This is a genomic window from Bradyrhizobium sp. CCBAU 53340 (assembly GCF_015291645.1).
Taxonomy (GTDB): Bacteria; Pseudomonadota; Alphaproteobacteria; order Rhizobiales; family Xanthobacteraceae; genus Bradyrhizobium.
In genome coordinates this window covers 2401396-2426652 of the sequence record NZ_CP030055.1, presented here as the reverse complement: position 1 = coordinate 2426652, position 25257 = coordinate 2401396, and the positions used below count along the sequence as shown (strand labels likewise).

At 61.2% G+C, this 25257-nt stretch carries 24 protein-coding genes; 6 read left to right on the top strand and 18 right to left on the bottom strand.

Features of this window, described 5'->3' with window-relative positions; translation table 11 throughout:
- Nucleotides 1-90 precede the first annotated feature (90 nt).
- The 9 genes from XH89_RS11390 to XH89_RS11350 all read right to left on the bottom strand — a co-directional run bounded on the left by XH89_RS11390 (nt 91) and on the right by XH89_RS11350 (nt 9979).
- On the bottom strand, nt 91-1443 hold the full coding sequence (locus tag XH89_RS11390) for a hypothetical protein (RefSeq protein WP_194467149.1): 1353 nt from the start codon (nt 1441-1443) through the stop codon (nt 91-93).
- The gene (locus XH89_RS11385) at nt 1443-2573 is read right to left on the bottom strand and encodes an N-acetyl sugar amidotransferase (protein ID WP_194467148.1); all 1131 of its coding nucleotides are present in this window, start codon (nt 2571-2573) and stop codon (nt 1443-1445) included. The genes XH89_RS11390 and XH89_RS11385 overlap by 1 nt, the downstream gene beginning before the upstream one ends.
- Complete coding sequence (locus XH89_RS11380) at nt 2560-3315, bottom strand: HisA/HisF-related TIM barrel protein (RefSeq protein WP_246767801.1); 756 nt, start codon at nt 3313-3315, stop codon at nt 2560-2562. Before XH89_RS11380 ends, XH89_RS11385 begins: the two co-directional genes overlap by 14 nt.
- A gap of 23 nt (nt 3316-3338) precedes the next feature.
- The gene (hisH, locus tag XH89_RS11375; RefSeq protein WP_194467146.1) at nt 3339-3956 is read right to left on the bottom strand and encodes an imidazole glycerol phosphate synthase subunit HisH; all 618 of its coding nucleotides are present in this window, start codon (nt 3954-3956) and stop codon (nt 3339-3341) included.
- Complete coding sequence (locus XH89_RS11370) at nt 3953-5371, bottom strand: oligosaccharide flippase family protein (RefSeq protein WP_194467145.1); 1419 nt, start codon at nt 5369-5371, stop codon at nt 3953-3955. The genes hisH and XH89_RS11370 overlap by 4 nt, the downstream gene beginning before the upstream one ends.
- Nucleotides 5358-6464 (bottom strand): DegT/DnrJ/EryC1/StrS aminotransferase family protein, encoded by a 1107-nt coding sequence (locus tag XH89_RS11365; RefSeq protein ID WP_194467144.1) that lies wholly within the window; start codon nt 6462-6464, stop codon nt 5358-5360. Before XH89_RS11365 ends, XH89_RS11370 begins: the two co-directional genes overlap by 14 nt.
- 28 nt (nt 6465-6492) lie before the next feature.
- Complete coding sequence (locus XH89_RS11360; RefSeq protein ID WP_194467143.1) at nt 6493-6957, bottom strand: acyltransferase; 465 nt, start codon at nt 6955-6957, stop codon at nt 6493-6495.
- A complete protein-coding gene (locus tag XH89_RS11355; protein ID WP_194467142.1) occupies nt 6954-8015 on the bottom strand; it encodes a Gfo/Idh/MocA family protein in 1062 nt (353 codons plus the stop codon). The genes XH89_RS11360 and XH89_RS11355 overlap by 4 nt, the downstream gene beginning before the upstream one ends.
- 236 nt (nt 8016-8251) lie before the next feature.
- Nucleotides 8252-9979 carry a hypothetical protein gene (locus XH89_RS11350; protein WP_194467141.1) on the bottom strand — a complete coding sequence of 576 codons (1728 nt, stop codon included), beginning with the start codon at nt 9977-9979 and terminating at the stop codon, nt 8252-8254.
- A gap of 210 nt (nt 9980-10189) precedes the next feature.
- Here XH89_RS11350 and XH89_RS11345 point away from each other — a divergent pair, with 210 nt between their 5' ends.
- Entirely contained in the window at nt 10190-11143 is a 954-nt protein-coding gene (locus XH89_RS11345; protein WP_194467140.1) for a glycosyltransferase family 2 protein, read from the top strand.
- 1 nt (nt 11144) lies between these two features.
- Here XH89_RS11345 and XH89_RS11340 read toward each other — a convergent pair whose 3' ends face one another.
- Genes XH89_RS11340 through XH89_RS11330 form a run of 3 tightly spaced genes read right to left on the bottom strand, consistent with a single transcriptional unit; the run spans nt 11145 to nt 13778 of the window.
- On the bottom strand, nt 11145-12068 hold the full coding sequence (locus XH89_RS11340; protein WP_194467139.1) for a transketolase family protein: 924 nt from the start codon (nt 12066-12068) through the stop codon (nt 11145-11147).
- Nucleotides 12065-12883, bottom strand: a complete 819-nt coding sequence (locus tag XH89_RS11335) for a transketolase (RefSeq protein WP_194467138.1) — start codon at nt 12881-12883, stop codon at nt 12065-12067. The genes XH89_RS11340 and XH89_RS11335 overlap by 4 nt, the downstream gene beginning before the upstream one ends.
- The gene (locus XH89_RS11330; RefSeq protein ID WP_194467137.1) at nt 12861-13778 is read right to left on the bottom strand and encodes an NAD(P)-dependent oxidoreductase; all 918 of its coding nucleotides are present in this window, start codon (nt 13776-13778) and stop codon (nt 12861-12863) included. Before XH89_RS11330 ends, XH89_RS11335 begins: the two co-directional genes overlap by 23 nt.
- 173 nt (nt 13779-13951) lie before the next feature.
- Here XH89_RS11330 and XH89_RS11325 point away from each other — a divergent pair, with 173 nt between their 5' ends.
- Nucleotides 13952-14905: a sulfotransferase gene (locus XH89_RS11325; RefSeq protein WP_194467136.1), complete on the top strand. Its 954-nt coding sequence runs from the start codon at nt 13952-13954 to the stop codon at nt 14903-14905.
- Nucleotides 14895-15785 (top strand): phosphotransferase family protein, encoded by an 891-nt coding sequence (locus XH89_RS11320; RefSeq protein ID WP_194467135.1) that lies wholly within the window; start codon nt 14895-14897, stop codon nt 15783-15785. The genes XH89_RS11325 and XH89_RS11320 overlap by 11 nt, the downstream gene beginning before the upstream one ends.
- A gap of 7 nt (nt 15786-15792) precedes the next feature.
- Here XH89_RS11320 and rfbG read toward each other — a convergent pair whose 3' ends face one another.
- Nucleotides 15793-16845, bottom strand: coding sequence for a CDP-glucose 4,6-dehydratase (rfbG, locus tag XH89_RS11315; RefSeq protein WP_194467134.1), 1053 nt, complete (start codon nt 16843-16845; stop codon nt 15793-15795).
- On the bottom strand, nt 16842-17612 hold the full coding sequence (gene rfbF, locus XH89_RS11310) for a glucose-1-phosphate cytidylyltransferase (protein ID WP_194467133.1): 771 nt from the start codon (nt 17610-17612) through the stop codon (nt 16842-16844). The genes rfbG and rfbF overlap by 4 nt, the downstream gene beginning before the upstream one ends.
- A gap of 315 nt (nt 17613-17927) precedes the next feature.
- Here rfbF and XH89_RS11305 point away from each other — a divergent pair, with 315 nt between their 5' ends.
- Nucleotides 17928-18236, top strand: coding sequence for a hypothetical protein (locus tag XH89_RS11305; protein ID WP_194467132.1), 309 nt, complete (start codon nt 17928-17930; stop codon nt 18234-18236).
- A gap of 163 nt (nt 18237-18399) precedes the next feature.
- Here XH89_RS11305 and XH89_RS11300 read toward each other — a convergent pair whose 3' ends face one another.
- Complete coding sequence (locus XH89_RS11300) at nt 18400-21003, bottom strand: M10 family metallopeptidase C-terminal domain-containing protein (protein WP_194467131.1); 2604 nt, start codon at nt 21001-21003, stop codon at nt 18400-18402.
- A 286-nt stretch (nt 21004-21289) separates the two neighbouring features.
- Here XH89_RS11300 and XH89_RS11295 point away from each other — a divergent pair, with 286 nt between their 5' ends.
- Together XH89_RS11295 and XH89_RS11290 are read left to right on the top strand one after the other, a co-directional pair.
- Nucleotides 21290-21502 (top strand): hypothetical protein, encoded by a 213-nt coding sequence (locus XH89_RS11295; protein ID WP_371825209.1) that lies wholly within the window; start codon nt 21290-21292, stop codon nt 21500-21502.
- A gap of 122 nt (nt 21503-21624) precedes the next feature.
- Nucleotides 21625-22818, top strand: coding sequence for a CaiB/BaiF CoA-transferase family protein (locus XH89_RS11290; protein ID WP_194467129.1), 1194 nt, complete (start codon nt 21625-21627; stop codon nt 22816-22818).
- 76 nt (nt 22819-22894) lie between these two features.
- On the opposite strand, the gene XH89_RS11285 is transcribed toward XH89_RS11290, so the two are convergent.
- The 3 genes from XH89_RS11285 to XH89_RS11275 all read right to left on the bottom strand — a co-directional run bounded on the left by XH89_RS11285 (nt 22895) and on the right by XH89_RS11275 (nt 25213).
- Nucleotides 22895-23665: an outer membrane protein gene (locus tag XH89_RS11285; protein ID WP_246767800.1), complete on the bottom strand. Its 771-nt coding sequence runs from the start codon at nt 23663-23665 to the stop codon at nt 22895-22897.
- A gap of 459 nt (nt 23666-24124) precedes the next feature.
- On the bottom strand, nt 24125-24325 hold the full coding sequence (locus tag XH89_RS11280; protein ID WP_194467128.1) for a hypothetical protein: 201 nt from the start codon (nt 24323-24325) through the stop codon (nt 24125-24127).
- Nucleotides 24326-24388: 63 nt separating this feature from the next.
- Nucleotides 24389-25213 (bottom strand): outer membrane protein, encoded by an 825-nt coding sequence (locus tag XH89_RS11275; protein ID WP_194467127.1) that lies wholly within the window; start codon nt 25211-25213, stop codon nt 24389-24391.
- Nucleotides 25214-25257 lie beyond the last annotated feature (44 nt).

Below are 25257 nucleotides of genomic sequence, written 5' to 3'. Positions count from 1 at the left end.
CGCGCATCCCTTGCGAACCGATTTGACGGCATGAGGGTTAGTGGCATCTCACGACGCTGACAAGCAGCCGGTCTGCGGCCCCATCCGGCCTCACCGTAGCGCCGCTTGCCGGCTCGTGTCTCCGTCTCGGCGCGGCCGCGTCCAATGCAGGCTGGCGGCGCGGATCACGGCCACCAGGACCGGCAGGCCCATCCCACCAGTGACCAGGGACGTGGGAAGGGCGGAGATCATCAGATTGTAGATGCCCAGAAATGAAGCCGCAAGGATGGCGATCGCAAGCGCAGTCTTTCCTTTCAAGAAGGTCAAGTCGATCCACCTGCAAAGCACACCAACAAGGAGAGCGTAGACGCCCACGCCGTAATACGAAAAATCGGTCCATGCATCCGCGATGAACATCGCGGTGGTGTGCGTGCCCGCGCCGGTCGACCGCCAGGTGTCCGAGACCAAGTCGTAGGACGGCTGCCATTTCCAGCCGACAATTGCCGAGAGCACGCGCAAATTGCCCCCCCACATGTGATCCAGCCGCCACGGAATCGCGCCCCAGTACTCCATCAAAGCGGCGTTCGAGAAATCGAAAGCGCGGTAGTAGAAGAACTCGAACGCATCGCTCGGCTGCATGCCGGGAATCGCGATCATGAAGATCGGGATGAAAATCAGGAAGGCAGCGGCGACGCCCAGAAGGCATACGCGCCAATCGAGATTGTTGCGAAACAGAAGATAACCGACCAACAGCAATTGCAGGATGAACAGCACGATCGGCGCCTTGTTGAGCGTCTGGAGCTTGCCGAGGATTGTCGCGGCCAGAAGCAGCGCGGTGACAGCGCCCAGTATCCATGAGCGCCGACCCCAGGCGACCAACCCGGCCCACACGATGATCATCGGCGCGATAGTACCTGTCAGCAGATTGAACAGGTAGACCCGGCTTCCGCCGTTCTGCTGGCGATAGACGATCTTGGCAAACTCGTCGCCCGGCACCGAGAGGTAGCCGAGCAGGATCTGCAGGTGATGCTCCCGGTATGAGACCCAGAGCATGAAAGCGGCCATCAAGAAAGCGATGGCAAGGAGCCACATTTCTCCCGAAGGAGCCCTGGCCAAGGGTTGATGGCTCCAGTTCTTCAGTCCCTCGCGCGTGCTATTGACCGCAGCCGGCATGAGCCGAGTGACCAGCTCGATCCCGGCAATCACCGCGACAAACATCAAAGCGATCGAGAGATTCAAGGCGACGGTGATTTCCGGAAAATGCACGGATTGCGAGATCTGCTTGTCCACCGCCGAGATCGGAATGCGCCACAGCATGTAAAGCAGGTAGGCCGGCCCATACACCAGGAGCAGGAAGCTGATCAGCATCGTCGATGCGGAGACGAACCTGTCGCACCGGAAGATCAGGTAGGCCGCCGCGCCGATCATCGCCAGCATCACAACCGCATAGCTCGCAATGACCATCATCGCCTCCCTGCCCATAGCTTTTTGAGAGAATGGTTCAGCCGATACAGCAAGGCGTTGTTCGCAAAGCTCTCGTGCAGAACCGGCGGCAGGGCGACGAGCCGTTCCAGCTCGCTTACCGTTATTCCCAGCTTCTTGGCCACAAAACGCTTGTCGCGGGCGGCCTGCTCCTCCGTGACCAGGGGCTGCTGAAGCTGCGCCAGCGCCTCATCGCGCGTCATCTGCCCGGCCACGATCAGCGCGGAATAGTGAAGCCGCCGCTTATCGAAGGAATAGCGGCTCGGCAGGTAGATCTCCTGGTAGAACTTGGTGAAGCGGCTCTCCTGGTGCTTGCTGCCGTAGTCGACAAAGCCGTATTCATCCATCAGCAGGCGTTTTGCGGCTTCCTTGTCGTAGGGAAGGTAGTTCAGGGGCTTGAGGATCTGAACCTGCCCGCGGGCGCGCACCAGCCACAGATATTGAAGCGTTCCCATGAGGGGAAAGGTCCGTAGGGGGGCCGTTCCATGCGCCTTGTGAATGGCCCGAACGTTGCGCCCGTCCATGGCTGGATACCCGCCATCAGGGACGTGGATGCTCTCGCTGCTGAAGTTGACGCCGTTCATGAAGTAGCGCTGACCATAGCGGTGAGCGAGCCTGTAGAGGGTGGAGAAGAATGCATGGTCTTGCGGCGTGTCCTGATTGAGCACGGAGGCGCGCAGATAGGCCAGTTGCAGATCGCGCATTTCCTCCCATTCAACCACATAGGTGTAGAGATCGATGTCGAGTTGCCTGACAATCTTCTCGATGTTGCGGACGGCCGCTTCCGTATTCCAGCCACCGTCGACATGAACGGCCAGCATCCGCAGATTGAGCTCGCGCTTGAGAAAATGGGCGAGATAGGCGCTGTCCACGCCGCCGCTCAGCCCGATCATGACATCGTAGGGCTTGCCTGCCATCTCCTGCTTGATGCTCCCGACCGTCTTCTCGAGCCTGGCGCGACCCTCCTTGGTCGGCCACCACTCATGCGGCTTGCGCGCGGTGGCATCCCGACAGCAGATGCATTGGCCGGTCTCGTCGAACGTCACGCCTGGATTGTTGTTGTCCATCACGCAGATCGAGCAGACCTGATATCGTCGGCTATTCTGCAGCATCAGCACCCTCTCGCAGGTTCGCCCGCATCTGCTCGATGTTGTCCGCAGAAGGATACGTGATGAGGACGGCCCGCAGGCGTCCATAGAATACGAAGGTGCTGCCGGAGGCCACGGCCGACGCGCCGGCCCCGAGTCCTTCGGCCAAATGCCGGAGCTCGCCCGCACCTCCCACCGCCATCAGAGGGAGCTCGACGGCCCTGGATACCTCCGAGATGAGCGCAAGATCGTAACCGCTGCGCTCGCCATCGCGATCGATGTTTTGCAGGAGGATTTCGCCCGCGCCGGCGGCTTCAGCCATCTGCGCCAGCTTGATCGGGTCGAGATCTGTCACGACGCGACCGCGGTCGATCGCGGTTCGCCATCCCTCTTGCGTGCGCTTGCAATCGACACAAACCGTCACGGCCTGGGATCCGAATTCGTCGGCAATTGACCGGATCACGTGCGTCTCCGTACCGGCGCGACCAAGAACAACCTTCTCGACGCCAGCCGCGAAGATGGGGGACACGTCCGAGACCGAGGTGACGCCGCCGCCGTAACTCATGGGCATGAAGCACTCACTCGCAAGCTCGCGGATGAAGCCTACGTCCGGCCGCCTTTGTTCGACCGTGGCGTTGATGTCGAGCACGCAGATCTCGTCGACCTCCTTTTCGTTGAAGATGCGAATGACATTGAAGGGATCGCCGACATAAACGGGCTCGCCGAAACGGCGCGTCTTAACGAGGCGGCGGCGGCTATCGAGCAACAGGACCGGAACGACGCGGGGCCTCATCCTGCGGCTCTCTCGACGAAATTGCGGAGCAGCGCCATGCCGAACCGATGGCTCTTTTCGGGATGGAATTGCACTCCGTAAATATTATCGTGTTGCACGGAGCAGACGACCGGCTGATCAAACTGGTAGGTTGCCGCCACGTCGCCGGCATGGTCGCATTCCATGCGATAGCTGTGGGTGAAGTAGAAGCGGAATTGCCCCTCGCCGGCAAACAGCTTTGCGTTCGGCACGGCCTCGACGTCGGCCCATCCCATGAACGGCACCTTGAGCTTGAGAGCGGAATCCGGTCGCATCCGGACCGAGACCGCCGGAACCCAGCCCAGTCCTGCCGAGGAGCCCTCCTCGCTGCCGCGGCCGAGCAGTTGCATACCAAGGCAGACGCCAAGCAATGGGGTTTTCCGGACAAGGGCCGCGCTTTCGAGCGCGGGAATGAGGTTGGAATCGCGCAGTCTCTGCATGGCGGCGTCGAACGCACCGACACCCGGCAGCAACAGGTGACTGGCTTCGAGAATGACCGAGGGCTGATTGGTGATTCTCGCCTCGTAGCCGATGAACTCCAACATGTTCACGAGGGCGCCGGGATTTCCCACTCCGTAATCGACGATGGTAATCATCGCAATTCCCTCCTTGCCATCAATAGCGCGAAGGCACTTATCATACCAGCCAGCAGGACGCCCAACGCAATCACCGCAACAGGTTCGAGAAAGCGCGCAAGCACGGTAAGGACGGCAGAGACCGCCGCGCCGAGGATGCCGGCGACGGCAAAGGATTTCAGCAGTCTCGCGGTGGGCCAGCCGGCCGCACCATAGCAAATCCAGAGGACAGCAAGATAGCTGAGAGTCAACGCAACACTTTGCAGGGCCACGGCCTCCGGCAGCGAGCGCCCGGAAGCAAGCACGACCCACAGACAGCCGACCGAGCTGATCGCGGCGACGGCTTCGAGCTTGAGATTGAGGTCCTGGCGGCCGATCGAATCGAGAAGCCGGTCCATCCAGTTCGTCATCATGAAAAGCGATGCAGGCACCACGAGGATCGCCGAAAGCCCGCCTACACCCTGCCATCGCGGCCCGAGCACGATTTCGAACAGCGTGTCGCCTCCGAACACCAGCAGAGCGATCCACGGGCTGCTGACAACGAGCAGCCAGCGCATGATCCGGTCGATCGCCGGGCCTTGCGCAGCAAGGCCTTCGGTCGCCGCGCGATGAAAGAACACCGGCCTCAAGGCCGCGCTCGTGAACGCTGACGGAAGATGCGTCAATCTCCAGGCCTGGCTGTAAAGGCCGACCTGTGCGGCCGTCCCGAATGCGCCGGCGATGAAGATCGGCGCGCGCTCGCGCAGCAGGGAGAGCACCGTGAAAGGCAGCGAGAACTGCAGGAAGCGCCTGTTCGATGCCAGGGCGGCGAACATTGCGCGCGTATTCACCGGCCGCAGGGGGGCCCCGGCGGAGTGCCGCACGCTGCGAGCATAGAAAAGCGTCGCGGCTGCCTGTCCGACGACGCTCCCGATCACGAGCCACACCCCGTCGCCGCTTACAGCGCCGCCGAGCTGGACGAGATTGGCGACGATCGCATTCAGCACGGCTCCCGTCGATATCTGGGCAAATGCGCCTTCGCGCATCAACCAGGCCTGGCATGCGACCCCCAGCCCGACGAGAGCAAGCCAGCCCCACCCCAGCGCCGCAGGCAGCGGCCCGATCCCGAACTCCCGGAGCGAGCCCATGGAGAGGACCAGGAGGAAACCAAGCACCAGAGCCACCGCGCAAACGACGCACACGATCGCAAAAAAAAGATCACTCGCGGCCACGGAGTCGCGCTCGATGACCAGGCCGAGGTCAAAGCGAAAGGAGAGCAGCGAGCCCGCGGTGACCGCCGCCGCCTGGATAGCCGCCCAAATGCCGAAATCGGCGGGGGCGTAGAGACGAAACAGCACCGGCAGCAGGGCGATCGCAAACGCCTGCGACGCGAGGGGACCAAATCCCGCCGCGATCAGGGATCTGCCCAGGCGATTGGACGGTTTAGGACTGGCCAAACTTCGCCACCAGATCAATGACAGCGCTCTGCTGTTCAGGCGTGATCTCGGCGAACATTGGCAGCGAGAGAATGCGGCTTTGATGGCGATGGGCGTTCGGGAACTGCTCCGGTCGCAAACGCAGGCGTTCGTAGCTCTGAAGAAACGGCAAGGCGGTCGGATAATTGACCGCCGTCTGGACGCCGTTTGCGTTCAGGTACCGGGCGAGTTCATCGCGGCGGGGATGCTGGATCGTATACAGGTGATAGACGTGCTCTCGCGCCGCCGCGACATAGGGCACGATCAGATCCTCGATCTGGTTCAGACCCGCATCATAGATCGCGGCGGCCGCCCTGCGCGTCTTGGTCCAGTCCGCGAGGTGCCGCAGCTTCGCCGACAGGATTGCGGCCTGCAGACCGTCCAGCCGGCTGTTGATTCCCTCGATCTCATGCTGATGCTTGGTCAGTCCGCCGTGCCGCGCGATCTTGGCCATGCGGCTCGCAAGGGCGAGATCGTTGGTCACGATGGCCCCGGCGTCGCCCATCGCGCCGAGATTCTTGCCGGGATAGAATGAGAACGTCGCGACGTCACCGAAAGTGCCGACCTGCTGCCCCTTATATCGCGCCAAATGGGCCTGCGCGCAGTCCTCCAGAACCCAAAGCTTGTGCTTGCGGGCGATCGCCATGATGGCATCCATGTCCGCGGGCTGTCCGTAGAGGTGAACCGGGATGATGCCCACGGTCCGCGGCGTGATGGCGCTTTCGATCGCAACCGGATCGATCGTGAAGGTACGTGCATCTGTATCGCAGAACACCACGTCGGCGCCGCTATGGGTGATCATGGAGGACGTGCTGACCCACGAATGCGCGGTGGTGATGACTTCGGCTCCGGCCGTGACGCCGAGAGCGCGCATCGCGATGTAGAGCGCGTCGGTACCGTTTGCGCAGGAAACACAGTGGCCCACGCCGATTGCTTCGGCAAACTCCTGCTCGAAGGCATCGACATAGGGCCCGCGGATAAAGGCGCTGTCGCGAATGACCGAAGCGATCGCCTTGTCGATCTCGTCCTTGATGGTCTGATATTGAAGATTGAGATCCGCAAACGGTACGTTCATAGCGTCCCCTCAGTCACAGCTGCCTGTTCTATTTCCGGACAAGCCTTCGGGCGGGGTTTCCCACGTAAAAGCCGGGCTCGGTGATATCGCGAGTCACGACAGCCCCGGCTCCAACGACCACGCCGTCGCAAATCCGGACGGGAAGGATCGTGGCGTTCGAACCGATCGATACACGATTGCCGACAACCGTCGCGCGCCAAAGCTCCTTGTCGCCCCGGGCAGGCCCCCCGATCGAGAAAGTGTCATTGATGAAGACGGCTCCATGACCGATGAAGCAGTCTTCGCCGATTGTCACCAGCTCGCAGACAAACGCGTGCGACTGCACACGCGTTCTGGCCCCGATCCTGGCGGTCTTCTGGATTTCCGTGAACGGCCCGATGAAGCAATCATCCCCGATCTCGCAACCGTAGAGGTTGCACGGCTGGACGATCTTGACCCGCACTCCGAACGTCACGTCGCGGACGTCAACCTCGTTGACGGTTGGCAAGTTCATGATGTCTCGCCCAGCCGGCACCGCTTTGGATTGAAGTGGAGCTCGACTTCCTTGCCGGTCTCAATGGATTCGTAAAGAGCCGAGATGAGTTCGAGGCTCTTGCGCCCCTCGAGCCCATCGACCAGCGCCGGGCTCTGGTTGCTCAAGCAATCGACGACATGCTCGTAATAGGCTTGATGCCCGAACCCGTACACATTGGGGGGATTGACCGAAAAGTTTTCGAAGACATCGGCGTCGGAAGGCAGCTCGTCACGAAATTGCCAGTGCCGGATCTTGTTGACCGCGAAACCCGCAATCTCCACCGTCCCCTTCTCGCCGAGGATCGAGAGCGAGCCTTCCAGATCTTTCGGTCGCACCGCCGTCGTAGCCTCGATGACGCCGAGGGCGCCGTTGCGAAACTGCAAGGTCGCGACGACTGTGTCCTCGGCCTCGATGTTTACGAGCGCCGTTGCCGCTCGCGCATGTACGCTGACGACGTCGCCGAAAAACCATTCGAGCATATCGACGTGATGGCTGGCTTGATTGGCAAGGACTCCGCCATCGTAGGCCCAGGTCCCACGCCATTTGTCCTGATCGTAATAGGACTGATCCCGGCACCATCGCACACGTACGGTGCCGAGGATCAACTTGCCGAACCTACCGGCCAGCAGCGCCTCGCGCGCCTTCACGACCGGAACGTTGAAGCGGTTCTGCTTCACCACGAACAGCTTCACCCCGGCGGCATCGCAAGCCTGGATCATCGCGTCGGCGTCCGCCAGGCGCAGGGCCATGGGCTTTTCGACGATGATGTGCTTGCCCGCCCTCGCGACCCCGATCGCATGCACCGCATGCAATCCGCTCGGCGTCAGAACGGAAACGACATCCACGTCGGTCCGACCGAGGAAATCCGCGAGGTTGTGAACCCCGGGAACCGCGTACCGGCTGGCGAATTGATTTGCACGCTCCGGGACTTCGTCGCAAACGGCGGCCAGTACCGCACCGTTGATGTGCCCACCGCCCAACAAATCGGCGTGACGCTTGGCTATGCGCCCACAGCCAAGCAGGCCAACCCTAATCATGCCTGCGGATCTCCAGTGAATTGACGGATGATGACCTCGATCGGAGGTCCACGCCCGTTGACGGCTGCCTGTTTACCAGCATGTTGCCGGTCAGCGCAAGGGAAGTAGCGGAGTGCCATATCCCAAGTCAGCTCGACATTTCAATAGCTTATGGACATGCTACATGCACGGCTTGAGCTTGACAGACGTGCTTACCCTCGGACGATGACGGCGGCCCCCGCTAATTCAACCCTTACCTAGCAACGGTGAAGTTGCGGCGGCGCGAATAGGCTCACAGCAAAGCCCGTAACTGGGTGGTCCAGCCTGACCACACGCGTGTACGACGACAAGTCGATACCCATTGCCTGAATCTGAGCCGGCGTGAAAGTGCGAGGTGACTCGCTGAGAACGAGCCACGTGCGAGCAAGTATTTGGGGATCAGTCTGACCAATAATCTGCTGACCAAATCGTTCTGAGAACGGGTATCCCGCAAAGATCCATGGGAAGGTGGGCGCGCGCCCCCCAATCGCGAAAATCACCCCAGGAGAAGCACTGCCTAGATCCAATACCGAATCACCGTCGCAGAACCCGTTGGTCTTCGCACTATCCCTCAAATCGGTTATAAATTTGCTTGTTTTTTCATCCAGCTTGAGCGTTGACCTGCTTCCTACCGGAGTCGGACTAAGTTGCATCTCGACGGGTGAAGCAAGCCTATAGGGAGCGGCCAGCCCACTCTGAACGGCAACGAACGTAAGTGCGAGCCACGCTCCAGTAATACCCGCGCACAAGAATCGGGGTAGCGCATTAAAAGATGCGACCACTGTTATGATGCCCCAGATCCCGCAAGAGTAGCTGAGTTGCTCCGAAATGCGATCAACGCTGCCAAAAGTGGACACGAGAGGGACAAGCGAAACCCAACCCATCAGAGTGATAAATCGCTGATCCGCGCTTGGTCGAAGTCGGCAGATTGATAGCACCACATAGACGATAGCGCCTGTAATCGGGCCGACCCGATATGCGAAGTTGCTCGCCGTCAGGTTGAAAAACACATCTAGCGCGATAATGCCACTCGCGCAGACTTGTAGGATCACCAACGACGGGATCAAACGCTCGTACCTATGCAGCACGGACGTGACGACAAAGATCAATCCAGCGCATAGAAACAACTGACCACTAGTCTGAAAGAAGCTTGTGAGGTTTACCAGTACACTGGAATGAACCGGATGGCTTACCCCAAATATCGCCAAATACAAATTAACTTGGGCCAAAATGGTATTGAGAGGCATCCACCAAGCGACCATCGTCAGAAGCGCTACTGTCCAGAGCGCCGTGAACAGCAGAAGCTTGATTAAGCGCCTGACGTCGGGAGCAAAAACTAAAGCGGCAGCCAAATAGACGGCCCCATAAGCAAAGGCACTCTGTGGTCGCGAGAACATGATCAAGACCGCAGAAAGGCCAGCAAAAAAAGCGGATCGCGTCAGGCGCTCGGGTCTCAGAAGGTCGGCTGTTGCGGACACTAAGAAAAGTCCGCTGACTAGCGCGAACCAGTTATAAGAAGGAGTTGGAATCCAAAATGCATAATACGAAAACGGGAATACAGCCGAGGAGCTCAATATCTGGAGAGTAGTCGGACTACGAAGTGGAACTCGCAAAGAGCTAAGCATCGTCAGACAAGCCAGCGCTCCCAACGCAGCAGCTATAAGTGCTGTGAGTCGCCGCAAGTCAACGATCGATTCTCCGACCAATTCGAAGAGGGGGTGCAGGCCGTAGCCGAACAATCCGTAGGCTAATTTGAACCGCGATGGCTCTTGTGCCCACATGAGGTAAAAGGCTTCGTCCGTGAAGTCGAAGCCGCGGTCCATCCACGACACGGTCCAAAGAACCGTAAACAGAGAGCACCCGGTAACAATTGCAGGAGCGAGCCAGCCTGTTTCGTAAGAGCGAACGGAAGTCAGACCTGAACTGAGGTTCGAACGATCACTCACTGTTTGATCTCAGCCGGATTTGGTATCAGTCGAAACTCAATCGGAGAAGTAGACAGGCGACGGCAAGGCGCTAGTTTCCTTCTTAACTTCGTGTCAGGTCCGCCCTTGTCTTCTCAAGTTTAACACTCTTGGTCAATTCTAAATTTGCGACGTATGCCCCGTATCACAACAAGGCGTGTGCTCAATGTCATCTTCATCGGGGATTCAGTGGTGAAAACAATCAGCGTTATCACGCCCTGCTACAATGAAGAGCTGAATGTACGGGATTGCTACGAGGCAATCCGACAGATCTTCGACAACGACCTCAAGGGCTATCAGCGCGAACACATCTTCTGCGACAACGCCTCGGACGATCGCACCGTGGAAATCCTGCGCGAGATCGCCGCACGAGATCCCTCGGTGAAGGTCATCGTCAACGCCCGCAATTTCGGGCCGCTACGCAATACCTATAACGGGGTGATGGCGAGCACGGGCGATGCCGTGCTGCTGTTCATGCCTGCGGATCTCCAGGACCCGCCCGAGCTGCTGCCGCAATTCGTCAAGCTGTGGGAGGCGGGCAACGAGATCGTCTACGGCATCCGCGCCGTCCGGGAAGAAGGCCGCCTGATGCGTGGGCTCCGTGACGCGTATTATCGCGTGCTGACCCGCTTCTCCGAGCTCCAGGTGCCACCAGGCGTCGGCGACTTCCAACTCGTCGACAGGCGCGTCGTCGAAGCCATGCGGCACGTCCGCGACGCCTACCCCTTCATGCGGATGATGACGTTCGAGTGCGGCGGCCGCATGGTCGGCGTGCCCTACACCTGGCGTGAGCGCAAGAAGGGCTTTTCGAAGAACCGCGCCAGCGCGCTGATCGACCAGGGCCTCAACGGGCTGGTGTCCTTCACCACGGCGCCTGTCCGCTTCGGCCTGTTCGCGGGCTTCCTGATCTCGGCGGTGAGCATCGCCTACGCGGTCGTCAACTTCATCATCGGCCTCGTGCTCTATCAGAAGCTCGCCGAACCCGGCATTCTCACCTTGATCGTCGCCATGTTCTTCTTCGGCGGCGTACAATTGTTCTTCATGGGCATGATCGGCGAATACGTGCTCGCGATCTACGGACAGGTGCGCGAGAAGCCCGTGGTGTTTGAACGCGAGCGCGTCAATTTCGACCCGCCCTCATCCTAGACTATCGCTTCGCCAGCGACTGCTCGATCCGCGCGGCGATCGCCGACACGGACAGGCCGGCGGCATCGAGCAGCGCATCGCGCGAACCCGCACTCGATGTCTTGCCGCCCTGCTCGGGAATGCCGATGCCAGTAACCGGCGGCCGCCTCGCTTCGCCGGCGAATGCGCCCGCCACCAGGCTGAACAGACCGCCACGCAGGATATGCTCTTCCAGCGTCACGACGAGCGATGCGCCGCGCACCGCATCACGGATCGCCGCCTCGTCAAGCGGCTTCAGGCAGGAGACGCTGACCACCCCGACATCTCGGCCGCGCCCGGCAAGCTCGCGGGCTGCCTCCATCGCGCGCGAAGCGATCGGCCCGGATGCGAATATGACGACATCTCGTCCCTCGCGCAGGATCCGCGGCTTGCGCAGGTCCATCATGGCGGCGCCAAGATTCGGCTCCCCCTGCCGGCTGAGCCGCAAATACGACGGCTTGCCGCTGCCTGCGATCAGGCGCGTCGCGGCGCGGACCTCCATGGGATCGCATGGCACGAACACCTCGATACCGGGCAGCATCGACATGATGCCGGCGTCTTCCAGCGCGTGGTGGGTGTAACCCTGGCTGCCATAGGCATAGCCGGCGCCGACCGCCACCACCTTGACGTCGGCACCGTGATAGCAGACGTCGTTGCGGAGCTGCTCGAGACAGCGCAGCGTCGGGAAATTACCGATCGAGTAGATGAACACCGTCTTGCCCGACAGCGCGATGCCGGCGGCGATGCCGGCCATGTTCTGCTCGGCGACGCCGACATTGAGGTACCGGTCGGGAAACTTCGCCGCGAACGGCTCCAGCACGGAATAGCCGAGATCGCCGCAGAGCAGCCAGATATCAGGGTTTTCGCTCGCCGCCTGCGAGAGGCTTTCGATGAACGTCGTCCTCATGCGCCGACCTCGGCCAGCGCCTGCGCGAGCAACTCATCCGAGGGCGAACGGTAGTGCCATTCGAGCTTGTTCTCCATGAAGCTCACGCCCTTGCCCTTGACGGTGTGGGCGATCACCACGGTCGGCCGACCCGTCGTGACAGGCACGCCGCCCAGCACGCGCTCGAGCGCAACGACATCATGACCGTCGATCTCCTCGACATGCCAGCCGAACGATTTCCATTTGTCGGCAAAAGGATCGAGGTTGAGCACCTCGGCGACCGAGCCGAAGCTCTGGATCTTGTTGAAGTCGACGATGACGCAGAGATTGTCGAGCTTGTGATGGGGAGCAAACAGGATGCCTTCCCAATTGGAGCCCTCGTCGCACTCGCCGTCGCTGAGCAGGCAGAACACGCGGCTGCCGAGGCCTGCGGAACGCGCGGCGAGCGCCATGCCGATCGCGATCGGCAAGCCATGGCCGAGCGAGCCGGTCGAGACCTCGACGCCGGGAACGGCATGGCTGACGTGACCGGTGAGGATCGAGCCGTCGCGGCAATAGGTATCGAGCTCGGCCAGGGAGAAGAAACCGCATTCGGCGAGCGTGGCGTACATGATCGCAGTGGCGTGCCCCTTGCTCAGCACGAAGCGGTCGCGGCCCGGACTTTGCGGCTCGGCAGGATCAAGGCGCAGGGTCCGCGTGTAGAGCACCGCCAGGATGTCCGCCATCGAGAGGCAGCCGCCGATATGCGAGGCCTTGGCGGCGTGCACCATCCGCAAGGCATGCGCGCGGATCCGGCGGGCGAACTCAATCGGTTCAGGAAGATTTGGTCGCGTCATGCCAGTCAACCGTTTCGCGTAGTCCCTCATCCAACGGCACTTCGGGCTTCCAGCCCATTGCGCGCATGCGCGAAACGTCCGCCGCCAGGACCATAACCTGATCGGGCCGGTAGGCCAACTCGCCGAAGCCGAGGCTCGCGCGGGGATCGACGAGATCGCGCAGCTTCGTCACCGTCTCGCGCAGTGGCGGCGCATCCGGACTGCCGACGTTGAAAATGCCCCGCGCAGCATCGTGGGCGACCGCGAGCCGGAAGGCCGCGGCCGCATCGCGTGCGTGCAGAAATCCCCAGCGCTGCTCGCACGCCGTCAGCGCCATGTGCTGCCCGGAGCGCAGGTTCCGGATCATGCTCGGGATCAGCCAATAATCGGCATCCCTCGGACCGTAGGTCGAGAAGATCCGCAGCCACGCCGCGCGCAGCCCTCGCTCCTCGCAAAGGCGCAGCACCATCGATCCCGCCGCGAGCTTGGCCATGCCGTAGAGCGTCGTCGGCCGGGTGATATCGTCCTCGCGAATCGCGCGATCATAGGGGCCATACTCGGCCTGCGATCCGGCCCCCACGAAGACTTTGGCGTCCACGCTGGCGGCGAGGTCGGCCAGCCCGACCGTATCGGCAACATTGACGGCCTGGTCGGGGCTGTTGCGGTCGCTGCCGGCGACGCCACGCCAAGCCATATGAACGATCGCCTCGGGCGCGAACGCCTCCAGAGGCCCACGCAGCCCGTCCAGACGCTCCAGAGCGCCATGAATCACCTTCAGACGGCCAATGGCCTCTTGAAGGCGCCAAGGAGCCCTGTCGGGGCGCAGCAGGACCGCCACTTCGTGCCCCCGCCCCAGCAGGTCAGCAACGAGATAGGAGCCCAGAAACCCGCTCGCGCCGGTCACGAAAATACGCATGGCGCCCCGGGTAGATCAGCCGCAGAGGCCCGTCAATGTCCCGTATCGGAATTGCCGGGGCGCCGGGTTGGGGCTGGGGACGGGCTCCCGGGGGCACCATCTGCGCTTGATTATCCGGCCCATGCAGCTAAACGGGGGCCCAGAATTGACTTCGACGATACAGGGGTAGGTGAATGAGTGACTTCAGGCTGGCCATGGTTTCCGCGGGCTTCGAGCACGGCGGCAACGTCACCCACCGTCACTTCGACGGCCATCCCGACCTGCTCGTCTATCCCTTCGAGTCGCAGCTCGGCAACCGCAACTTCAACGACTTCCTCGCTTCCGTCGAGCGCGTCCAGTACCGCTATCCCGAATTCCCGGAAGGGCTGACGGCGATCGAGCTCTACGAGCAGATGATCGACGAAGAGCTGAAGACCTTCCTGCGCAAGCGCAACGGCTCCAAGTTCCGTGATGCCGACTGCGTGATGGACGAGAAGAAGCGCGTCGCCGAATTCGCCCGCATCGTCGGCGAGCCGCCGATCTTCCGCCGCCAGGTGGTCGAGGCGTATTTCCGCTCGACCTTCGCGGCATGGGAGAACTACTACACCAAGCCGCGTCCGGGCATGGTCCATGTCGGCTACTCGCCGGCCATCGGCATCGACGCCGACCGCATAGTGCGCGACTTCCCTGACATCCGCATCCTGCACATCGTGCGCAATCCGTTCTCGGCCTATCGTGACACCAAGCGCCGGCCGTTCCCGCAGCCGCTAACGAAATACCTGATCACCTGGAACATCTATCACTCGACCGTCGAGATGTTCGCCAAGATGTATCCGAAGAATGTGCGCATCTTCCGCTATGAGGACCTCGTCGAGGACAAGCGCAAGTTCATGACGGAAGCCGCGAACTTCATCGGCGTGCCCTTTGCCGACAGCATGCTCTATCCGAGCTGGAACGGCGTCGAGATCAGGGATTCCATCGCGCCCTGGGGAACCGTGCTCAAGAGCACCAAGGACTACAACAAGGCCGTCATCGAGGAACTCTCGGACGACGAGCGCAGGCAGATCGCACAGGGCACCGCGGCGCTGGCCCGCCATTTCGGCTACGACCAGATCGACTATCTGGGCCCGCTCTATCGTGCTGGGTAAGATCGCGTTTTTCGAAACCTGCGACCGCATCGACATTGCCGCCGACCGCGCGGCCATCCTGCCCGCGCTTCAGCGGCATCTGCAATCAGACAGCCGCGCTACGAGCGTGACGCCGGCACTCGGCGGCACGCTCGGCATCTGCTTCGATGCGGAGATCGCCGGCGAGAAGCGGTTTCTGAAGACGCATCTTCCGGGCCGAGACGCCCGTGCGAGCCTTGCCAGGGAAATCGACATTCTCATCCGGCTCTACGGCGACACGGTCGTGCGCGACCGCTTCGAGGTTACGCTCGGGGACGGGTCCGCGCGGCTGTGCCTCCTGATGCCCGCACTCACACCGCTGCCGGGTCCGATGCAGCCCGCGGATGCCGCCGCGCTGATGCACGGATGCCATGAGCGGCTCGCCGATTGGCAGCCGGACGATCTCCCCACGTTCCAACACTATCTGTCGACCGCCACACGAGCCCTAAAGACGCTTTCGGAACGCGACCTACTGGAACAGGCAAGCGCAACCGAATTGCGCCTGTTGATGTCGGTGCTTGAAGAGCGTTATCCAACCCTGCCCACAACGCTCTGCCATGGCGACTTCGGACCGAAGAACATCATGCTTGATGGCGCCGAGCCGCGAATCATCGACTGGGAAGACGCATTCCTCGGGATCGACGGCTACGACTATCTCTACTGGTTGACCTTCATGGAAAACCGGCCGTTCCTGCAAACGGCGGCGTTCGGCCGGACCGGCCTTGCGCCCGACATCGAGCGCGCGATCCTTGCCCTCGTCGTCCTGCTCAAATCCTACCTCGCGGTCTGCTCGGGCGCATATCTGAAGCATGCGGTATCTGCCGAGGCCCGCATCACCGAGATTTTGCAGCTCCCGCTCTAAGCGTCGCTTACGCGACGACCTGATCGAGTTGATCGAGCGAGAATTTACGCAGGTCACGCCCCTCGCGCAGCGCCTTGTACCAATCCACTGTCAGCCGCAGGCCCTGTGCGAGGTCGAGCCGCGGGGTCCAGCCGAGCTCGCTGCGCGCCTTGGTGCAGTCGAGCCTGAGATAGGCGGCTTCGTGCGGATGCCGGCCGGCATCCGCCGTCCAGCGCGCTCCATCGCCCCACAGCGCGATCAGACGCTCGACCACGGTTCCGACCGGCACCTCGCTGGCCGCATCGGGTCCGAAATTCCAGCCGCCTGCGAGGCCTTCGTCGCCCGCCAGCCGCTCGACCAGCGTGAGATAGCCGAGCACCGGATCGAGCGCGTGCTGCCAGGGCCGCACCGAATGGGGATTGCGGATGCGCAGCGCCTGCCCATCGAGGAACGCCTGCATCGCATCGGGCACCAGGCGGTCGCGCGCCCAGTCGCCGCCGCCGAACACGTTGCCGGCGCGTGCGGTCGCGACGCGCGCCGCTCCCTCGGCATTGTAGAAGCTGTGGCGGTAGGAATGCGTCACCAGCTCGGCGCAGGCCTTGCTGTTGCTGTAGGGATCATCGCCGCCGAGACGATCGCCTTCACGAAAGGCTGCGCCGGCGCCAATGTTCTCGTAGCACTTGTCGCTGGTGACGTTCAGGATCACCTGCACGGAGCGGAGCTGCCGTGCAGCCTCCAGCACATGCACCGTGCCCATCACGTTGGTCGCGAAGGTCTCGACCGGCTCCTCGTAGGACTGACGCACCAGCGCCTGCGCAGCCATGTGAATGACGACGTCGGGCGCGGCCTCTGCCATCGCGGCGCGCAAGGTGGAGAGATCGCGGATGTCGGCGATGCGGTGCCTGATGTCGTCGGCGATCCGCGCCGTCACGAACAGGGAGGATGGATGCGTCGGTGCCAGCGCGTATCCGTAGACCTCGGCTCCCATCCGGCGCAGCAGCAGCGAGGCCCACGCGCCCTTGAAGCCGGTGTGCCCAGTGAGAAAGACCTTCTTGCCGCGCCAGAATGCCGAATCCGTCACCAGATCCTCCACTTCGCGCGGTTGCCCGCCCACTCGCCCTCGAGGAAGTTGCGATCGCGCAGCGAATCCATCGGATGCCAGAAGCCGGGATGCACAAAGGCGCGCAGATCGTCACCGCGGGCGAGTTGCTCCATCGGCTCGCGCTCCCAGATCGTCTTGTCGCCGGTGATCAGGTCGCCGACCGAGGGCGACAGCAGGAAGAAGCCGCCATTGATCCAGCCACCGTCATCATTCGGCTTCTCCTCGAAATTGACGACGCGGTCGCCCTCGATCTCGACCGCGCCAAAGCGCTTGGCCGGCCGCACCACCGAGACGGTCGCTCTCCGCCCATGCGCCTTGTGGAAAGCGATCTCGGCGGCAAGATCGATGTCGGCGACACCGTCGCCATAGGTCAGTGCGAAGAAGGGCTCGTTCGCGACGTAGGGCAGCACCCGCTTCAGCCGGCCGCCGGTCTGGGTCTCCTCACCGGTGTCAACCAGCGTCACCCGCCAGGGCTCGGCGGCTTCGCGATGCACCTCCATGCGGTTCTCGGCGAGATGGAACGTCACGTCGGACATGTGCAGGAAGTAGTTCGCGAAGTACTCCTTGATCATGTAGCCCTTGTAGCCAAGGCAGATCACGAAATCATGGAAGCCGTAATGGCTGTAGATCTTCATGATGTGCCAGAGGATCGGCCGGCCGCCGATCTCGACCATCGGCTTCGGCCGCGTGCTGGTCTCCTCGGCGATGCGGGTGCCGAGACCACCCGCGAGAATGACCACCTTCATCCTACTCCCTAACCATCTCATTGTGGCGCAAATCCCATGCAAGTAGAACAAAACCAGGCAGGAAGTCATCAAAATTGTTAAAAATTTGCAGTTGTTGCCATTGCTGACAGCGACCATAACGGGCCATCGGTGCAACACAGCAGTTTCCCGACTCTGAGTGAGACTATTACCGATGAAGAGCATGAACGCGTACACTGACAATTCGGGTCAACCATCAACCCTTGGAGCTAAGGAACATGCACGGCGCAGAAACAGATTGATTCTGATCGTTCTAACGTTCGTCTCGCAACCTTCTTGGCGACGATTGTCCTCCCGATGATCGATCACGCGAAGCCAAGCTTGATCGACGACCATGATATCGTGCTTGCTCTCAATGGCGAAGGCAACGTCACATTGAGTTCCCTTGGAACATGGCTTGCGAAGACGCCGGAATATAAAGAACTCTTGGAGTCCGGCAGAACCACAAGATTTCGTCCCGGCTACTATGTGCTCAAGGCGATCGAAATGTACGCATGGGGCGATAACATGCGACTGTGGTATCTGTTCAGATTCGCTGCCAACATCGGAAACGACCCTACTGATTGCTCCGATCGAGCACGATTATACGATCAATCTCCTGACTAGGTACGGAGCCTCGCCGGTCTCAGGCGAAGACGCCGCAAAACTGAAGGCGAACTGTTTGGAGGTGCATGTCGACATTCAGATAAGAGCTAACTCGGAATGCGAGATTATCCAAATCATCAAGCCATTCTGATCGCCTTGATTTGGTCGCCTCATCAGATGATCACTAGCGCAATATGAAATCAGTTTGGTGGTTATCAAAATGGTAAGTGCTGTGAGGATCAAGGGCAGCATGCGTAGCGTTTGGCTCATGAGCCCCCGCCAACAACTCGTGCCAAAGAGTGGGCTGTTCGTGCGACACGAGAGAGCCCGGCCCTCGCAAGGCTTCGATGCCATCGGAACTTACTGCTCGCGTGAGTGACGCTCCGCTAAAAGAAAAATTCTCGTTTGCGAATGTTTGATTAGGAGAAGCCGACGGTAGCCCCATGACACCGTCTCCATTTAAGTCTTGATGAAAACTAGTCTCCACATTCTCTAAAGCCGAGCTGCTACCAAGCACAATTCCGGTTGGATTGCTCACATAGTTGCCTGAGTTGTCGGTATTCCAAACCGTGAAATAGTTTGTGCCCGGCTGCTTGAATGCGATCTCGTAACCTGTCGCAGTCTGCTCGGCGCCGATCAGCGTCCAAGGGTCGAACTGACCAGGAATCACAGCTGAACCACCATATTTCAACTGCGGGCCCGTGCCGCCGCCGACTGGATCGAGGAAATAGCCACTACTAGTTTGGACCAAGCTGGTTGAACCGTAGGCCTCTAAGATGGTGCCAGACAGCACAGCCGGCACACCAATAACACTGTCACCATTCAGATCCTGATGGAAACTAGTCTCGAGATTCTCCAGAACCGAACTGCTGCCAAGCACAATTCCGGTTGGATTGCTCACATAGTTGCCCGAGCTGTCGGTATTCCAAACCGTGAAATAGTTTGTGCCCGGCTGCTTGAATGCGATCTCGTAGCCCGTCGTAGTCTGTTCTGCACCGATCGGTGTCCAAGGGGCGAACTGACCAGGAATCACAGCTGAACCACCATATTTCAACTGCGGGCCCGTGCCGCCGCCGACTGGATCGAGGAAATAGCCACTACTAGTTTGGACCAAGCTGGTTGAACCGTAGGCCTCTAAGATGGTGCCAGACAGCACAGCCGGCACACCAATAGCACTGTCACCATTCAGATCCTGATGGAAACTAGTCTCGAGATTCTCCAGAACCGAACTGCTGCCAAGCACAATTCCGGTTGGATTGCTCACATAGTTGCCCGAGCTGTCGGTATTCCAAACCGTGAAATAGTTTGTGCCCTGCTGCTTGAAAGCGATCTCGTAACCCGTCGCGGTCTGCTCGGCGCCAATCAGTGTCCACGGGGCGAACTGTCCAGCAAAGACGGCCGAACCGCCATACTTCAGTTCGGGACCGGAGCTAGCACCAATCGGATCAAGGAAATAGTTTCCGTTCTCCTGCACCAAGCTAGTCACACCGAATGCCTCGATCGTGACCGGCGCAAGCTCGCTGATGAGCGTCGCGCTCGCGACAGTCCCATCGGCGAACTGGAAATTTTCGACGTTTGTGACCGTATCGGCGCCATCAGGTAAACCTGATCGCAAATCGGCAATCGTGAACGTATGCGTCGTGGAATTGTACGAGATGCTGTAGTTGGCCTGATTCCCCGAATACACCGCCGTATCCGTGCCGGCACCGCCATCGATGGTATCGTTGCCGCCGCCGCCGGTGATGGTGTCGTTGCCGGCGCCGCCCTTCAGAACATTGGCAATGGCGTTGCCGATGATGGTGTCGTTGCCCGAGCCGCCCGTGGCATTGTCGATGTAGGAGCGTACGTCGCCACTGTAGAGATAGGCATTGTAGACGTTGCCGGACGCGTAGTGGCCGTTGCCGAGATAGGCCAGCTGGGTCGTGGAGAACACCGACGATGCGCCGGGATTGAGATTGATGCTCAGGTCGGTCGTGTAGTTCGACAGATCGTAAGTATTGACGCCACCACCGTCCCAGATCGTCTCATAGATGCGATTGGCCGAGCCGCCGACGCCACCACCATCCGCAGGCTGTCCGGCGCCGTTTATAAATTCCTGCCCCGTCGTCGGGCTCCAGGTGTAGACGGTGTTACCGCTCTGGGTGTTGTAGTTCGCGCCATACAGCGTCTGGAGCGCGAGGATATCGTTGGCCATATAGGTCTCAGGATATCCATACTGCTCATTGGTATAGCCGGTGAGCGGAGCGCCGACATAGCTGCGATAGCTCATGACGGTGTATTCGCTATCGTCATGAGCGGTCGGCACCGCGACGTTGGCGACGCCGCCGGTTTCCTGGCTGTGCTTGAGGCCGAAGGCATGACCGAGCTCGTGCAGCGCCGTCGTGAAATAGTAATTGCCGAGCTGCGCCTGCGTGTAATCGTATTGCGTGCCAAACCAGACGTCGCCGCCGGCCGCATAGTTGCCGGGGTAATAGGCATAGGAGGTCGGGTTGGCCGCCGGCGACTGCGCGACCATGATGTCGGAGGAGCCGGTGCCGTTATAACTGATGTTGGCGTTGGTGTAGCTCTTGATCAGCGCAATGGCGTAGTTGATCGCAGTCTGCATCTGGGTTGGCGCAGACGAAAAGCCTGTCGTGGTCGGCTCACTGTCGCCACCGGAATAGGGATAGGCATAAGTGGTCGACGAATTGGGGAAGCTATAGCTGATCGTGCCGGACCATTTGACACCGGCCAACATTCCGTCGATGTCTGCGTTGTTGGTCGCACTAACGTTGACTGCGGTCGCCAAGGGAAACTCCGAAGCAGCAAGCCCCGTTCGATTCGGGGGATGAACTTTGATTTTCTAGCTTGAGAAATATACGTTTGGTTTAAATGGGGCGAAGTGACCCGAGCTCTTCCTTAAGGCTGTCTTAAGTATCGAATCCCGTAATCATACGCACAGGACGAGCCATGGTGGTTCCACCTGCCCGTCGCGGTTTGCGAAGGAACTCATGAAACTCCACCTGATCTGCTTGGCCGGCGCCCTGATGGCACTTTCAGGATTGGATCGCCTGCCCCCCGGAGGACTGCCTCTCATGATCGGAAAAGTCAGCGCGGAAGACGGCGGCAAGGCGCGGCGCGCGCCCTCGGTTCCCCCAGCCCGCGACCCTGCCGCAGCGGTCGCCGAGGAATACGAGCTCGCCCGCCAGAAGGGGACGCGGGAGGCCTATGAGTTCTTCATCGCCCGCCACAGCGACGATCCGCTGGCCGAGCAGGCGCGGGCGGAGCTTAAGCGATTGTCGCGCTGATCAGTGCGACAAAGGCTGCGAGGCATCGCATTTTGGCAGGCGGCATCGGCGCCGGGCTGCACTTGCCGCATGATCTTTCAGCACTATGGTAGGGCGGCAATCTGTTGCCGGAGCCACCCAAGATGCCCTTTCCGCATGCCTCGGAAGCCCTGTCGCGCTTCACTGTGCTCGATCTGACGAGAGTCCGGTCGGGGCCAACCTGCGTGCGGCAGCTTGCCGATTGGGGCGCCACGGTGATCAAGATCGACGCCCTGACCGAGGATTCCGGCGGCGAACAACCGGGCGGGCCGCGGCGGGGCTCTGACTTCCAGAATTTGCACCGCAACAAGCGGGCGATGACGCTGAACCTGAAGGACGAGCGCGGACTCGCCGTGTTCAAGCGCCTCGCCGCCAAGGCCGATGTGGTGGTCGAGAACTTCCGTCCCGACGTGAAGAAGAAGCTCGGCATCGATTATGAGAGCCTCGCCGCAATCAACCCGCGCATCGTCTATGGCAGCATCTCCGGCTTCGGTCAGGACGGTCCCTATCACAAGCGGCCGGGCTTCGATCAGATCGCGCAGGGCATGGGCGGGCTGATGTCGATCACCGGCGCGCCGGGCGGAGGGCCGATGCGGGTCGGCATTCCGGTCGCCGATCTCACCGCGGGCCTGTTCTGTGCCATGGGCATCCTCACCGCGCTGCTCGAGCGCGAGGTCTCCGGCAAGGGCCAGTGGGTGCAGACCTCGCTGCTCCAGGCCCAGATCTTCATGCTCGACTTCCAGGCCGCACGCTGGCTGATGGAGAAGGAAGTGGCAAAGCAGGCCGGCAACAATCATCCGACCAGCATCCCGACCGGCGTGTTCAAGACCTCGGACGGCTACATCAACATCGCCACGACCGGCGGTCGGATCTGGGAGCGCTGCGCGCAGGCGATCGGCGCGCCGGAGCTCTACAGCCATCCCGACTACACGACCGCCCCTGCCCGCTCCAAGAACCGCGATGCGCTCAACGCGGAGATCGAGAAGCGCACCGTCACCAAATCGACCGAGACCTGGGTGCGCGAGTTGAACGAGGCCGGCGTGCCCTGCGGGCCGATCTATGCCATCGACCAGATGTTCGAGGACGCGCAGGTCAAGCATCTCGGCATCGCGCAGGGCGTGCCGAACGACGAAGGCCGTCATATCCGCCTGGTCGGTCAGCCCGTGACGTTGTCACGCACGCCGAGCAAGATGGTGGCGCGCCCGCCGGAATTCGGCGAGCAGACCGACGAGGTGCTGAAGGAGTTCGGCTTCGGTGCCGACGAGATCGCAAAGCTCAGGGACGCCAAGGTGGTATGAGCGCCGCGCTCGATGTCGCCGACGAAAAAGCCCGGCCCCCGCGTCGGGCTTTTGACTTGAAGAGCTGCGCCGCCGCTCAAGTCCCGCTGAAGCGGTAGTTGACGCCGAAGCGCAGGATGTTGTCGGTGATGCGCGAACGATAGCCGACGATGAGTGGCGCATCGCTGAGCGCGACCACCGGCGTTGCGAACGAGCCGGACACCGTTCCGAGATCGACGTAGAGATATTCGAGCCTGGCGCTCCAATTGTCGGCGAACGCACCTTCGAGGCCGGCGCCTGCGCTCCAGCCGACCCTGGTGGTCGTACTGCTGAAGCTTGATGCAACCGGCGTGAACGCGAGGTTGTCGCCGGAGCCCGGCGAGCCCGTAACATTGATCCCGCTCACATTGCCCGAGGTGACGACGCCGCCGTAGGCGAGACCACCAGTGCCGTAGAACAACACGCGCGGCGTCACGGCGACACCGAGACGTCCGCGTACGGTACCGAACCAGTCGAGCTTCTGGGTGAGGCTGAACGCGACTGGCAGGGCCGGATCGAAAGTGTTGTCGCCTTGATGACCCGGCGTGCAGACGCCGTCTCGCGCACCGTCAGGCGCGCCGGCGCACAGCGCATCGATACCGCCCTTCCGGCCGCTCCCCTGGAAATCGGCTTCCACGCCCTCCACGAGCATCTCGCGCTGCCACAGGTAGCCGATCTGTCCGCCGCCGATGACGCCCCTCGGATCGAAGCTGCCCGCGCTCGAACTCAGCAGCGCATTGCCCCGGCCATCGGCGAAATCCGTCGTCATGGCCGAGCCCCCCCAGCCATAGCCGACGTTGAGGCCGGCATAGAAGCCGCTCCCAGTCATAGCCGGGATCCACGGCCATCGGCGGCGCCTTGGTATAGACATGCGGCACAGCCAGATCCGCGGCGACGGCAGGCGGTGCGAACAACACCCCGAGCGCGGCCGCAACCAGCAAAATTCGTGTCATCAGCTTTTCCCTCGTCGTCTCGTTTGCGCGCTGTTGGCGCGCGCGATTCAGAGCGGCGACACTAGGGAAGTGCTTTCGACTTCGCGTCCTACGTTCGAAGATCAATCGTTCGGAGGAGAAGGCTTGTGATGGCGCGGACGGGGACGTGGCACAGTCATGCGGGTGATCGCAAAAATCGCCGCAAGTTCATCGGCCTTCCGATGACACGATGAATTCCTGCAGCTCGAAGCGAGGCCCCTCGGCAGAAGAGGATTGCACATGTCCTTGCGTGCGCATTTGGCCGCCGATGTGACACTGCCGCAACAAATCTCGATCCGACGACTGCGGTGAGTTGTTCAGAAACGACAAAGCCCGGCGCGAGCCGGGCTTTGCTTCGTGTCGGACGCCTCTATCGAGTTCAGTACCTCGCGACGACCGGGCCACCGAATTAATAGTTGATAGATCGGCACCATCGTGAGGACCGGCACGAGGCCGACGACGCTGCCGAGATACATCGGGGCGATCAGGGCCCCGCGGGCGATCTGAAGAATGCTCACCTGGAAACGACAAAGCCCGGCACAAGGCCGGGCTTTGCTGCTAGTTGAACGCCACTGGCGATCTCAGTACTTCGCGACCACGGGGCCGCCGAACTTGTAATTCACGCCGACACGAAGAATGTTGTCCGTAATCCGCGAACTGTAGTTGCTGGTCAGCACGCCGCCGCCGAGAGCTCCGATGGCGGTCGTGAACGAACCGCGGGTGCGGCCAAGATCCATCCAAAGATATTCGAGCTTGGCGGTCCAGTTGCCGCTGATCACGCCCTCGACGCCTGCGCCGACCGTGTAGCCCACGCGCACGTCGGAGTTCGAGAACACAGCCGCGGCCGCACCGATGGTCTCTGTGGTCTTCACCTCTCCATAAGCCAGACCGCCGGTTCCGTAGAACAGCACAGTCGGCGTCGCCAGGATGCCGACGCGACCGCGCACCGTCCCGAACCAGTCGAGTTTCTGGTCAAGCGTGACAGGCACGGCTGGACCGGGGAAGACGGCAATCACACCGAAGGGTGGCGTACAAACACCGGTCGGACAGGTGAAGGCGCGGCTGCCCTTCTGGTCGCTGCCCTGGATGTCGGCCTCTAGGCCCCAAACCCAGTTCTGCACCTGCCAATTGTAGCCGATCTGGCCGCCGCCGATGACGCCGTCCATATTGGCACGATCGCTGCTCGCAAACAGCACCGCACCAGCAGGCGTTGTCAAAGTGGAGTCGTCCCGGGAGCGCCCCCAGCTGTAGCCGATGTTGCCGCCGATATAGAAGCCCGTCCAATTATAGGCGGCTGCGACCATCGGCGGAGCCTTGACGTAAGGCCTAGCCGCCAGGTCGGCAGCCATCGCGCCCGTCGCGAACAGCGACATCGCCGCTGCCATTCCAATCACAATCCGCTTCATGGCAATTCCTCTTCGCGCAAAAATTCGTGATGAAAATATACCCC